Source organism: Desulfococcus multivorans (genome assembly GCF_001854245.1).
In the GTDB taxonomy this organism is placed as follows: domain Bacteria; phylum Desulfobacterota; class Desulfobacteria; order Desulfobacterales; family Desulfococcaceae; genus Desulfococcus; species Desulfococcus multivorans.
In genome coordinates, this window is record NZ_CP015381.1 from 3,193,338 (window position 1) to 3,206,425 (window position 13,088).

General features: G+C 56.7%; 12 protein-coding genes. 7 read left to right on the top strand and 5 right to left on the bottom strand.

Annotated elements, in window-relative coordinates; genetic code table 11:
• The first annotated feature begins 258 nt into the window (after positions 1 to 258).
• The 5 genes from dmul_RS13910 to typA all read left to right on the top strand — a co-directional run bounded on the left by dmul_RS13910 (position 259) and on the right by typA (position 7,555).
• A complete protein-coding gene (locus tag dmul_RS13910) occupies positions 259 to 2,331 on the top strand; it encodes a (Fe-S)-binding protein (protein WP_020876625.1) in 2,073 nt (690 codons plus the stop codon).
• Between the two features lie 71 nt (positions 2,332 to 2,402).
• Entirely contained in the window at positions 2,403 to 3,188 is a 786-nt protein-coding gene (locus dmul_RS13915; RefSeq protein WP_070962337.1) for an electron transfer flavoprotein subunit beta/FixA family protein, read from the top strand.
• Entirely contained in the window at positions 3,185 to 4,159 is a 975-nt protein-coding gene (locus tag dmul_RS13920; RefSeq protein WP_070962339.1) for an electron transfer flavoprotein subunit alpha/FixB family protein, read from the top strand. The genes dmul_RS13915 and dmul_RS13920 overlap by 4 nt, the downstream gene beginning before the upstream one ends.
• 162 nt (positions 4,160 to 4,321) lie before the next feature.
• The gene (locus dmul_RS13925) at positions 4,322 to 5,590 is read left to right on the top strand and encodes a mechanosensitive ion channel family protein (protein ID WP_020878014.1); all 1,269 of its coding nucleotides are present in this window, start codon (positions 4,322 to 4,324) and stop codon (positions 5,588 to 5,590) included.
• A 135-nt stretch (positions 5,591 to 5,725) separates the two neighbouring features.
• Entirely contained in the window at positions 5,726 to 7,555 is a 1,830-nt protein-coding gene (gene typA / locus dmul_RS13930; RefSeq protein ID WP_020878013.1) for a translational GTPase TypA, read from the top strand.
• Between the two features lie 84 nt (positions 7,556 to 7,639).
• Here the strand turns inward: typA and dmul_RS13935 are convergent, their stop codons facing one another.
• Positions 7,640 to 8,023: a thioesterase, FlK family gene (locus dmul_RS13935; RefSeq protein WP_020878012.1), complete on the bottom strand. Its 384-nt coding sequence runs from the start codon at positions 8,021 to 8,023 to the stop codon at positions 7,640 to 7,642.
• Positions 8,024 to 8,322: 299 nt separating this feature from the next.
• Here dmul_RS13935 and dmul_RS13940 point away from each other — a divergent pair, with 299 nt between their 5' ends.
• Positions 8,323 to 8,712: a hypothetical protein gene (locus dmul_RS13940; protein WP_020878011.1), complete on the top strand. Its 390-nt coding sequence runs from the start codon at positions 8,323 to 8,325 to the stop codon at positions 8,710 to 8,712.
• Positions 8,713 to 8,720: 8 nt separating this feature from the next.
• On the opposite strand, the gene arfB is transcribed toward dmul_RS13940, so the two are convergent.
• The 4 genes from arfB to dmul_RS13960 all read right to left on the bottom strand — a co-directional run bounded on the left by arfB (position 8,721) and on the right by dmul_RS13960 (position 11,997).
• Positions 8,721 to 9,173 carry an alternative ribosome rescue aminoacyl-tRNA hydrolase ArfB gene (arfB, locus tag dmul_RS13945; protein ID WP_020878010.1) on the bottom strand — a complete coding sequence of 151 codons (453 nt, stop codon included), beginning with the start codon at positions 9,171 to 9,173 and terminating at the stop codon, positions 8,721 to 8,723.
• Positions 9,174 to 9,292: 119 nt separating this feature from the next.
• Positions 9,293 to 10,054, bottom strand: coding sequence for a tryptophan synthase subunit alpha (trpA, locus tag dmul_RS13950; protein ID WP_020878009.1), 762 nt, complete (start codon positions 10,052 to 10,054; stop codon positions 9,293 to 9,295).
• Complete coding sequence (trpB, locus tag dmul_RS13955; protein ID WP_020878008.1) at positions 10,047 to 11,273, bottom strand: tryptophan synthase subunit beta; 1,227 nt, start codon at positions 11,271 to 11,273, stop codon at positions 10,047 to 10,049. The genes trpA and trpB overlap by 8 nt, the downstream gene beginning before the upstream one ends.
• Entirely contained in the window at positions 11,266 to 11,997 is a 732-nt protein-coding gene (locus dmul_RS13960; RefSeq protein WP_020878007.1) for a GntR family transcriptional regulator, read from the bottom strand. The genes trpB and dmul_RS13960 overlap by 8 nt, the downstream gene beginning before the upstream one ends.
• 104 nt (positions 11,998 to 12,101) lie before the next feature.
• On the opposite strand from dmul_RS13960, the gene dmul_RS13965 reads away from it, so the two are divergent.
• Positions 12,102 to 12,980, top strand: coding sequence for a J domain-containing protein (locus tag dmul_RS13965; RefSeq protein WP_020878006.1), 879 nt, complete (start codon positions 12,102 to 12,104; stop codon positions 12,978 to 12,980).
• The last annotated feature ends 108 nt before the right edge of the window (positions 12,981 to 13,088 follow it).

A 13,088-nucleotide genomic window follows, 5' to 3' on the forward strand; every position in this document is an offset into this window, starting at 1 on the left:
GAGAATTTTCGCAGGCAAAACTACGAGCGACAAAAATGAATGATTCTTCATTGGTAACACCCCGACCGCCATCCTCAGACTCGGGTATGTCAGGTCAACAAGCTTTTTCATAAAGCATATCCAATGCAGGACACCACGCAAACCGGCTCGCTTCTTTTTGCTTGACACGCTGAAAATGGGTCTGCTACAAAATGAATGAATGTTCATTCATTCTGTTCCAAACTTATACTATCATTGAAAGGAGAATGAAAGCAAAAAATGGAACCCGCGTTGATCCCCCCGGCCAATTTTTCAGTTATGGGCATTCCGACGGTAATTTTTTCCGTCCTGATTCCCGTTGCCGGAGTGGCGCTGTTCGCCTATATCATGGCAAAACGGGCCGCCCCCCTTGTTTTTTCCAACCCCGATTTTCGCTTCGACCGCATTCCGGAACGCATCAAAGGTGTTCTCAAACTCTGGCTGGCCCAGTGGAAACAACCCAGGTACATGATGGCGGGCGTGATTCATATCATGCTGTTTGCCGGATTCATTATTTTATCCATCCGGTCGTCTTCCCTCGTCATCATCGGCATACATGACGGTTTCGTCTTCCCGGGTCTGAAAGGTGCGTTGGGCCATGTTTACAATTTCCTCAAGGACTACGCAGCAACCATGGTGCTGATAGCGGCGCTGATGGCGGCTTACCGAAGAGCCGTCGTCAAACCCAAACGTTACGATGTGCCGGAAAAATATGGTAAGCCCCACACCGGGGAGGCACTTTTCGTTCTGGCCATGATTGCGGGATTGATGATCACCGAAAGCCTTTTCGAAGGCACGATGGCCGCCGCCGCCGTGAAAAAGGGACTCGAACCTGAATTTATCGCGCCGTTGACGCTGGCATGGCTTTTCAAGGTTTCCATGACCGCCCTGCCCGCCGGGGCACTCCAGGCAACCCATGTCATCGCCTATTATCTTCACGACATCATTTTCTTCTCGTTTCTCTGTTTCCTGCCCATGGGAAAACATTTCCATGTCATCACCTCCCTTTTCAACGTTTATTTCATGAAATTGGACAAGGGCACGGTGAAGCCCGTGAAATGGGGCGTGGCCGATAACAAACTCGACGAACTCGAATCCTTCGGCGTCAAAAATTTCGAAGATTTCACATGGAAGCATATGCTCGACTTCTACTCCTGCGCCGATTGCGGCCGCTGCTCGGACCAGTGTCCGGCCAATGCCGTCGGGCGTCCGCTATCCCCGCGCTTCATCAGCATCAAGGCCCGGGATTATGCCTTCAGCCACTACCCTCTGAGAGGGCCGCTGAAAGCCAGTGAACCCCTCATCGGCGGTATCTTCGAAGAGGACGAGATCTGGTCGTGCACCACCTGCGGAGCCTGCGAGGAGGAATGCCCCCTCATGATCGAGTACATCGACAAGATGGTGGACCTCAGACGGGGTATGGTCGACGACGGGAATGTGCCCCAATCCCTTCAGAAGCCCCTGAGCGCCATGGAAAAACGTGGCAATCCATGGGGCAAAATGGAAAAGAAGCGAGCCGAATGGGCCGTCAAGGACAAGGAGTTCAAAGCCGCATGTCCGGTAAAAGTTCTCGAGAACGGCGGCAGCGCCGAGACCCTCTTTTTTGTCGACTCCATCTCGTCTTATGACGACCGGATCATACAGATCACGCAATCGGCGGCCCGTCTGCTCAATGCGGCCGCCGTCGACTTCGGCGTCCTGGGCAAACTCGAAAAGGACGCAGGCCACGAAGCCAGACGTTTCGGCGAAGAGATGCTCTTTCAGTCGCTCAAGGAGGAGAACACCGAGGCGATTCTGGCCTCTGGTGCACAGCGCATCGTCACGGCCGATCCCCATACCTACAACGCCTTGAAGAAAGACTACAAGGGGCTTCCACCGGTCTATCACATCAGCGAATTCATTGCCGAGGCGATCCGATCCGGCAAGATCCGACTGAACGGCAACGGGGACCCCGGGAAGGTCTATACCTACCATGACCCCTGCTATCTGGGGCGTCATAACCACATGTACGATATTCCCCGGGACGTCCTGGATGCCATCCCCGGTATCCGACGGGTTGAGATGGAAAAATCCAGAGATCGCTCGTTCTGCTGCGGCGGCGGCGGGTTGATGCTCTTCTACGAACCCATCGAGGAGCAGCGGATGGGACAACTTCGGGTCGAAATGGCCAAGGCGGCCGGCGCCAACGTCATCGTCACCGCCTGTCCGTTCTGCATGGTCAATATGGAAGACGCCATTAAAACCAGCGGCCTGGAAGGCGAGATGGAAGCCATCGATCTGGTGGAACTGATCGACCGGCATCGGGCAGTCTGAGGCAGGACGAAAAGGGGTTTTTTGCAGAAAAATCAATCGACATTAATCAACAACCCATCCAGGAGGACAATATGGAGATTCTGGTATGTGTGAAGAGGGTTCCCGACACCTCTGAGAACGAGATTCAAGTGAACGGCAAGGGTACCGACATCGAGCGGGATGATCTGGTTTACTCGGTCAACGAGTGGGACAACTACGCGGTGGAAGAGGCGATCCAGATTCGTGACCGGGTCGGTGGAACGGTAACGGTGGTGACCGTAGGTGACGACGAATCCGAGGAGGTTCTGCGCCGGGAGATGGCCATGGGTGCGGACAACGGTATCCTGCTGTCGGATCCGGCGTTCGAAAGCGCCGACGGCCGTGGGATCGCGACGATTCTGAAGGCGGCGGTGGAGAAAGGGCGATACGATCTGATTCTGACCGGGGCCCAGGCCGACGACGGGGCCGGTCAGGTGGGCGGCATGCTGGCGGCGATGCTGGACGTGCCCTATGCGTCGCTGGTGAACGTCATCGAGATTCTGGACGACAAGAAGATCAAGGTGGGCCGGGAGATCGCAGGGGGCAACCAGGAGATGAACGAGATGACGCTGCCCTGCGTGCTTTCCATCCAGACGGGCATCAACGAACCCCGTTACGTGGGCATCCGCGGGATTCGGAAGGTCGCCTCGGTGGAGATTCCGACGATGGGCGCCGGGGACCTGGGGCTCGACCCCGCCGCAGTGGCGCCGAAGGTGAAGCGTCTCGACTACTTCGTGCCGGATATGGGCGAGGGTGCCGAGATGCTGACGGGCAGCACCGAGGAAATCATCGAGAAACTGATGGAACTCTTGAAAGCCAAAGGAGGGATTAAATCATGAGCCGACAGGTTTTTGCATATATCATCCACAAGAACGGCAAACCCGACGACACGGCCCTGGAATTTGCAACCGCGGCCCGCAAGCTCGACCCGAACGCCGAGGTGATCGGCGTGGTGGTGGGATCGGGAGCGGATCTGGAGGCAGCCGCCGGTGAAGCGGCCAAATCCTATACATCGGTCTGGAAGATCGACAACGCCGCTCTGGCCTATCCCTTAGCCGACGGGGTCCGGAAGGCCCTGACGAGCGTTCTGCCCAGGGAGGCCGTGGTCCTGATCCCCCATGAACATTTCGGCCTCGATCTGGCTCCGGGGCTTGCGGTCAAGCTCGATTCGCCCTATCTGCCCGACGTTGTCGATTTTGCCGGGCTCGACGGCGACACCCTCACGGCCGTCCGCCAGGAGTTTTCCGGCATGGTGAGCACCCACGTCGCCTGCGACATCGCCGCCGGGGCCGTCATCACCGTCCGGCCGGGGGCCTTTGCTCCTGACGAGAGTGCCGCCGCCGGGGGCACCATCACGGACAAGTCCGGGGACGTGGGCGATCTCGCCGCGGGACGCCGCTACCTGGAGACCCTCGTGGCCGAGGTGGGGGACGTGGACATCACCAAGTCCGAGATCCTCGTCTCCGTAGGCCGCGGGATCGAGGATCAGGACAACCTGGAGATCGTGAACGATCTGGCCAGGGCCATGGGGGCCGACGTCTCCTGCTCCCGTCCCATCGTGGACGCCAAATGGCTGGAAAAATCCCGTCAGGTCGGCACCTCCGGCCAGACCGTCAGCCCCAAGGTCTATCTGGCCTGCGGCATCAGCGGCTCGTTCCAGCACATGGGCGGCATCAAGGGCGCCCCTTTCATCGTCGCCATCAACAAGAATCCCAAGGCTCCCATCTTTCAGGTGGCCGACGTGGGCATCGTGGCCGACATCCTCGAATTCCTTCCCGAGCTGACGGAAGCCGTCGAGCAAGCCAAATAGCGCCCTCTTTTACCTAGATCGTTTTACTTAGATCGATCGATTACGGAAGCGGCCTGCTTCTTCAAGAAGCAGGCCGCTTTTTTTTCAAGCGATCGCACAAAAGCGACGCAACAGCATAGCATTATGCCATCAATCCAATTCCCAGTATAAAGGAGCCTCTCGATGTCAAGAAAGTCTTTCGGCCTTATCGTTCTGATTCTGATGACTGCAGCGATGAGTATCACCGCCCCAGCGGCCTTATCCAAGGAGCCGGCATCGGTTCCGACCACCACCGTCAACATCAAAATTTCCGTCCCGGACCTGAAGATCCTCCTGACACCCCTGACCCAATCGGAACTCGCCGTGGAAGTCGACGCCTGGCAAAGGCTCGTGAAGGATAAGGTCACGGAGATCAGCAGATTGCAGATCCAGAGCAAAACCGTTGAAGGCGAGGAAAAGCAGAAGATCCTCGATCAACTGACCCGACTTCGGGAGGAGCGCACCGCTTTAATCGACCGATTTAACGCCGTACTCCGGGAACTGAACGCCAAAGGCGGCGATGTCGCGACCTATGAAAAATATGTCAAGGCTGTTTCAGGCATCGACATCAGCAGTGATGACGCCCTCTCGAGCTGGTCGGCCGTTCGCGGATGGTTGATCTCCAAGGAAGGCGGCATCCGGTGGATATTCAACATCGTCAAATTCATCCTCATCCTCCTCGCTTTCATGATTATCGCCAACATCGTCGGCGCCATGGCCCGAAAATCCCTCACCAGAGCCAGTCTATCGGCACTGCTCAAGGACTTTATCGTCAACACAACCCAGAAGGTCGTTTTCATTCTCGGTTTGATCATCGCTCTCTCCATGCTCGAGGTCAATATCGGACCGCTTCTGGCCGGCCTCGGGGTTATCGGTTTCGTCGTTGGCTTCGCCCTTCAGAACACCCTTTCCAATTTCGCCGCAGGCTTCATGATTCTGCTTTACCGACCCTATGACATCGGCAACTTCGTGACGGCCGGCGGCGTCACCGGTACCGTCGATTCCATGAACCTGGTGTCGACCACGATCAAGACCCCGGACAACCAGAGTCTGATCGTCCCCAACGGCCAGATATGGGGGGATGTCATCACCAACGTCACCGGGAACGCCACCCGGCGGGTGGATCTCGTTTTCGGGATCGGATACGACGATGATATCGCAAAGGCCCAGAAGGTTCTGGAGGATATCGTCGACGGTCATAACCTGGTGCTCAAAAATCCCGCCTACGTCATCAAGGTTCATGAATTGGCGGATTCGTCGGTCAATTTCATCTGCCGTCCCTGGGTCAGAACCGGGGATTACTGGACGGTCTACTGGGATATCACTCGCGCCGTCAAGGAGCGCTTCGACGCCGAAGGCATCGGTATTCCATATCCCCAGCGGGATGTTCATGTCTACCAAATGACGGAATAACCCATTATAATGGATCATGACCTGAGAATGTGAGTGTTCGACGTCGTATCGGGCTTGTCATCGACTCCATGATGATTATGGTTATTAATTGCGTCTTGTCGGCGCGATCCTATATCACCACGGAGAATAACCATTATGTCAAAGATGCTGAGAAACGATCGGCTGAGAAACATCGCCATCATTGCTCATGTCGACCACGGGAAAACCACTCTGGTGGACGCCATGTTTCACCAGAGCGGCCTGTTCCGGGCCAACCAAGCCGTTGATGAACGTCTCATGGATACCATGGATCTGGAGCGGGAACGCGGCATTACCATTGCGGCTAAAAACTGTTCAGTGGTGTGGAAAAACACCCGCATCAACATCATCGACACGCCGGGTCATGCCGATTTCGGCGGAGAGGTGGAACGTGCGCTCTCCATGGCCGACGGGGCAATTCTCCTGGTCGACGCCTCCGAAGGTCCCCTGCCCCAAACCCGCTTCGTCCTCAAAAAGGCCCTTGAGGCCAACCTTAAAATTGTCGTGGTCATCAATAAGATCGATCGTCAGGATGCCCGCCCCGACGAGGTCCTGGATGAGATCTATGACCTGCTGATCGATCTGGACGCCACCGACGAGCAGCTTGAATTCCCCCTGCTTTACGCCGTTGGTCGGGACGGGGTCGCCATGACCTCGCCGGACGCCCGCGCCGACAACCTCCACGCCCTCCTCGACACCATCATCGAGGAGATTCCCGGGCCGACCCACGACCCCATGGCGCCGTTCCAGATGCTCGTTTCGGATCTCGGGTACTCCGATTATATGGGCCGACTGGCAGTAGGAAAGATCTTCAACGGCACCGCCCATTCCCGGGACAACCTCGTCTGCATCGCTGAAAACGGCCGAAGCATGCCGCTCAAGGTCTCCAAGCTCCAGGTCTACGAAGGGATGAAACTGGTGGACGTAGACGACGTGCAACCCGGGGACATCGCCGTTCTGGCCGGCATCGAAGACGTCAAGATCGGCGACACCATCTGCAACCGCGAAAACCCGAAGGCATTGCCGCGGATCCGGGTGGACGAACCGACGGTCTCCATGAAGTTCACCATCAACAATTCCCCTTTTGGCGGGAAGGAAGGCAAGTATGTCCAGTCCAGCCGTATCCGCGAGCGTCTGCAGAAGGAGACCCTTCGCAACGTCGCGATTCAGGTGGAGGAGGTGGGCGACCGGGACAGCATTCTGGTCAAGGGACGTGGGGAGTTTCAGTTGGCTATTCTCATCGAAACGATGCGCCGGGAGGGATACGAATTTTGTGTGGGTCGTCCGGAGGCTATCTTTCATCATGAAAACGGCATCAAGATGGAACCTCTGGAACGGTTGATGGTGGACTGCGAAGAGCGATTCCTGGGGGTGGTCACCGAAAAACTATCCCTGCGCAAAGGAAAGATGACGAACATGGTCAACAACGGCAAGGGCCGCGTCAGAATGGAGTTTTCCGTGCCGACCCGGACCCTCATCGGGTATCGGGACGAATTTCTCACCGACACCCGGGGAACCGGCATCATGAACTCGCTGTTCGACGGATACGGCGAATTCCGGGGGGAATGTCCCAGCCGGTTCACGGGGTCCATCGTCGCCGATCGAACCGGAACCGCCGTTGCCTATGCCCTTTTCAACCTGGAACCCCGGGGCCGCCTTTTCATCGAACCCGGCCAACCGGTCTACGAGGGCATGATCGTCGGAGAGCACAACCGAGCACAGGACATCAACGTCAATCCCTGCAAAGAAAAAAAACTGACCAACATGCGGGCATCGGGAAAAGACGACAATGTCATTCTCTCGCCCATCAAGCCGATGACGCTGGAACAGGCGATCAATTTTATCCGGGAAGACGAGTTGGTCGAGGTGACGCCGCTGTCCCTGCGCATGCGGAAGGCAGTGCTCTCGGCCCAGAAGCGCCACAACATGCGCGGCGCACGGGAATAAGATGAACCGATCTCCTTCCCGAACCCCACTGGCCGGGAGGTAAGACGAGCCGCATCGAATCTTCAATGCGAAGGCGGTCTTACATTATGCCAGGACATGCCGATCCAGAACAAAGCAAACCATTTCTCCCTCGAAGACTCGGACACTCCCTGACGAAGCAGTGACGCGAACGACACGCTTTTTCCCGCTTTCCTCGATCACCGAAGCTTCGGCGGTGACTGTCTCTCCCGCCCGAACCGGTTTGAGAAATCTGACGTCGGCGCTGCCGAGAACGACGTTGGGGTGGTTGACGGCGATCATGGCCGCATAATCCGCCAATCCAAAAACAAAACCGCCATGAACAAGCCCTGAGTCATCTGCAACCATCGCTTCGGTGGTCGACAACGCTACGCGGCTGTTGCCTTTTTCAACCGTCAAGGGTCGGCCGCACAGGGTTTGATTGATCTTCCGGTGTGTGATGATGTCCATATCCCGTTCCTGTATTGAGGTAGGCAGTTATCGGTATTTCCACGGTACGCGCCATGGAGAGATATCCGATGTATCATGGACCGTTACCATGCCGTCCCTTAAATCGTCAAGGATCGTGAAATCCATGAACGAGACTTGCAACTTTTCATTGATGTCGTTATGTTAGATCTTCAGCTTCCGGAAAGTGAAGATTTTTCTTTTCATCATCAGGTCGTAATGCCATAAACAAGCCTGTACCGGCTGTTTTTTTCATGCCGCGGAAGCACTGATACCTGACAAGACGGAAGGAAGTCGATCATATGACGACAGAGTGGGTGCCTTTTGGGAATGGCGAATACATTGTGCTGGACGCTTTTCTGATGACCCCGGACCAACAGGCCGCCGCCATCGAGAAGGCTTACATCGAGGTCTCCACCGGCCCGAGGGGCCGTCGGCAGATCATGGGCAAAGGCATGATTCGCCCCTTCATGATTGTGGAGTTGCACGAGAATAACGATATCATCGATCTGGTGATTGATCTGGGCGGGTCATTCAAATATCGTCTCAAAAAGCCGGTTCTGAAATCAGGGAAGGTATTTTCACCGGCTGTGAACGCTCTCCTTCAGTTCTTCCCATCACAGCCGTGGGAGCAAATCTCCGAAAGCGAGTTTCACGAAATACGCAAAGGCCTCAAATTTCTCACGGACTAAGCTGAAGCCTAAAACAGAACGGGACCAGCTTCCGCCGGCCCCGTTCGTTGAGCGACACTCCCTCTCAGCCGTTTGACACGGCTTCGGTGCCTTTTGTTATCGAGGCGACGCTGTCTCGCGCCCCGAGGCACACGGGTGGCTTTTCTGGAGACAGGTTCCTTGAGCGCCTCTCCGATCATCTCCTCCAGCCGGAAAAACGCCTCTTGGCGGTTGCCGAACTGGCTGCGGTGCTTCTGGACCGTCAGCACGATCTCCCCAGCCTTGTTCATGCGATTTCCGGCAATTCGAATCAGACGGCTGCGGACATCCTCGGGCAGAGAAGCGCAGTCCTGAACGTTGAAACGCAGCTGAACTCCGGAATTGACCTTGTTGACGTTCTGACCGCCGGGCCCTGAACAGCGCATGAAGGATTCGTGAATCTCTTCGGGGCCGATGGCGATGCCATGCAGTTCAAGCATCATAATACATCCCTTTCTATTTTAACCGGCCTTTTATCGGCCGGTCCGTCTTCCAGATGACGATAAAGTAGCGCATCTGCCCGTGAAGTCAAGCCGATATGCCCCCAATATGCCGGCATGAATCATCTCAAGGTCCGAATGAAGGCGGCCACAGCGCCTGTTCCTTCCCGATCCATCAACCGTATGGTCTCGGAGCCCACCACGGCGATGTCGGCTTTGCCCCTGAGAAAGTCGATATCCGCCCGGCTTTTTACGCCGAAGCCCACAGCCAGCGGCAGTTGGGTGGCCTGACGACACCGGGCAAGATAGTATTCCAGATCTGTCGAAAAATCGGTTTCCGCGCCGGTCACTCCCTTCCGGGCCACGCAGTATATGAATCCCCGGGAGACGTCTGCAATGCGCTTCATCCGTTCCAGAGGGGTCGTCGGGGCATAGATATGGATGGGATCCAGGTTGCGGCCTGCCATGGCCGCTATATAATCGCCCCCCTCCTCCGGCGGCAGATCGGGCACGATGGCCCCCTGAATCCGGCTATCCGCCATCATGTCCACAAACCGGGCAACCCCATAGCGATACAGGATATTGTAGTAGCTCATGAACAGAAACGGAATGTCGAATCGCGCGGCGGCATCCCGCGCGAAATCGATACATTTCGCCACGGTGGCCCCTCGCTCCAGAGCACGCTGATTTGCCGCCAGAATTACCGGTCCGTCGGCGATGGGTTCTGAAAAGGGAATCTGAAGTTCCATGAGATCGACACCCGCATCGACCATGGCCGCCACGATCTCAAGAGAAGCTTCAAAGGAGGGATACCCCATGACGATATGGGTCATCAGCAGAATATCCCGCTGTTTCAGCTGATCATGAATATAGCCTTCAAGCATGGTATTGTTCCGCCTTTCTGATGATAAACGCCTTCCATCCGGGATCGTCGAAAGCGTCTGCCACCGTAAAGATATCCTTGTCGCCCCGACCGGATTGGTTAATGATAATGCTGTCATCCCGGGAAAGCGCCGGGGCTTCCTTGAAGGCCTGTACAAAGGCATGGGCGGACTCCAGGGCCGGAATGAGCCCCTCCTTCCTGACGGTGAGGGCAAGGGCGTCGACGACCTCCCGGTCCGTCGCAGCCGCAAACCGGGCCCGACCGGTTTCCTTCAGATCGGAAAGGATGGGAGAGACGCCCACATAGTCTAAGCCGGCCGCGATGCTGTGGGTCTCCTTCATCTGACCGTCCGCGTTCTGCAGGAAATAGGTGCGGTAACCCTGAGCCACCCCGATGCCGGCGTCCGGTGAACAGAGACGGGCGGCATGCCGTCCCGATTGGAGGCCTTCGCCCCCGGCTTCCACGCCCACGAGTTCCACCGGATCGTCCATGAAACCGCTGAAGATTCCCAAAGCATTGGATCCGCCGCCGACGCAGGCATAGACCCGCCTGGGCAACCGCCCTTCGGCCTCCAGAATCTGCTCGCGGGCCTCCCGTCCGATGATGGACTGAAAATAGGCCACCATCTCCGGAAACGGATGGGGGCCGCAGGCCGTTCCCAGCACATAATGGGTCGTGTCCATGTTCGAGACCCAATCCCGAAAGGCTTCATTGATGGCGTCCTTGAGGATGCGCGTACCGTTGGTAACGGGCTGAACCCTGGCGCCCAACCGCTCCATCCAGAAGACGTTGGGGCGCTGCCGCTCCACGTCGACCTCCCCCATGTAAATGGTGCACTCGAAGCCGAATCTAGCGGCCATGGTGGCCGTGGCCACACCGTGCTGTCCGGCCCCGGTCTCCGCGATGACCCGCTGCTTCCCCATGCGGCGGACGAGCAGCCCCTGGCCCATGACGTTGTTGGCCTTGTGCGCCCCGGTATGATTGAGATCCTCCCGCTTGATATAAATCCTGGCGCCCCCGAAATGGCGAGTGAGGTTTTCGCAGTAGGTCAGCGGCGTGGGGCGGCAGGAATAGCTGCTCATCAGCGAGGCGTAGGACTGCCAGAAGGCCGGATCGTTCTTCGCTTCCCGGAAAGTCCGTTCGAGCTCGTCAAAGGTGGCCGTCAGGATCTCGGGCAGATAGGCGCCGCCGAACTGATGATAATATCCGCGGTTATTCATGGGACAGTCCTCCTAGGGTCTGAGAAAAAACATATCGGTCGGTTCGGCAGAACAGCTCCGAATAGACGGCGTTGTCCGCCTGCGGAAAATTGAGAAATCGGTTAACGACGAGCAACGGCGTAACCTTCCCAACGCCCAGCAGGACAGTCCTGTCATCCTCCAGATAACCGATCCTGAAATGCTGTCGGGCGCTCTCGGGCCGCATGTAGTAGTATTCATCGGCGATCTCCGACAGGGAGCCGTTTACGAGATCGAAACGGTCCACTCCTGCGAAGAGCGTCGGATGAAGGTAGAGATCTTCAAGAAGCACCGGGATCTTTTCGACCTCCACGAGCCGCTGAAAGACATAGGCCGACTTGCCGCCAAACGGATTTTCCGGATTTTCGGAAACTGTTTTGAGCTGGATCGTCTCGATGATGCGGGTCGTCGTGGAAAGACCCTCTTTACGAAAGGAAGCGGTAGTCCCGTCAAGAGAAAAGAGATCGATCGCCGCCTTCCGCGCTTGAACAAAAGTGCCGGCCCCCCGCTTTCTGGAAAGAAGACCTTTCCTGACCAGCACTTCGACGGCCTGTCGGACGGTGGGACGCCCGATTCCATAAATTTCAGCCAGCATCAGCTCCGATGGGATACGAGACCCCGGCGGATATTCACCCGCCCTGATTTTGGCCAGAAGAATCTCTGCGAGTTGGTGGTAAAGGGGCTTGGGGGCGTTTGGGTTCAGCACGATTCGCTCATTTTTTCAGCTGCCACTTAAGGTTTTTCAGAGAAAATTTTAACTACCGATCCCATATATTGGTAAAGTTGTCAAGACAATTTTAGAAAATTGAGATGCTTGAGGTCGACCCGTCGTCCGCCCCTCGAGGCATCCACTATCCCGGTGCCCTGAGCGACACCGGCGGACCGTACCCTGGGCGGGATGCGATTTCTCACTTCATCTCCGTGCTGAATGCTGATATACTTTGCAATATGAATGCCGCAGCCCGACATCTTCCCGTCAAAAAACAAGAAACCCGCAGGAACCGCTGTCTTTCCTGCGGAACATCTGAAAACATGTCCCGTCGGCGCTACTGCTCCATTGCCTGTCGGCAGCTGCTGCGACGAAAACTGGATCAACGCACCGGTCTCCTCCGGGCGTTGAACACTCGATATGCCACCTTCTATTTCACCGACGCCGTGATCGTCATGGACCTGATGCCCTACGGTGAACGAAGGATCTTCTCTTTCATCTATCCCCGATCCGCAAACCGGGCCCCGGCAGAGGACTACAGCGATCTTGGTGACATCCTCGGCAAGGCATGGTGGACCGAACACGAACGTACCCGAAAAAAATACCTGGCCTCACGCCATGTCCTGGCCCGATGCAACGGCAGCCATGGGTCCCCGCGATCGGTTTCTCCTCTGGAGCTTCATATCCCGACCTTGAAAGGCAATGCCCTGGTCCATCTAAAACTGGATGAAGCCGACCTGACCCGACCTGAATGTCGGGAGATCATCAAACAGGCCTATCGCAGACAGGTCATGCGCCATCACCCGGACCACGGCGGAGATGCGCGATCCTTCATTCGGATTCACCAGGCTTATGAAGCCCTTCTGGCGTGGGCCAAAAGCCCGAGCTTCATCCGGCGGCGAGGGTTCCCCGATAAATGGTTTTACGACGGCGCCAGAAACGCCTGGGTTCAACCCATTCCCGAAAACCGATCAGGATAGGGAATCCCATAACCGGCGGATCGGCCTCCCGGTGGTACGGATCCCTCCGCACTACCGGGAAGTGCCGACAGGTCACACAGACCCTTCGTTTCAAAAACCGAACACTCA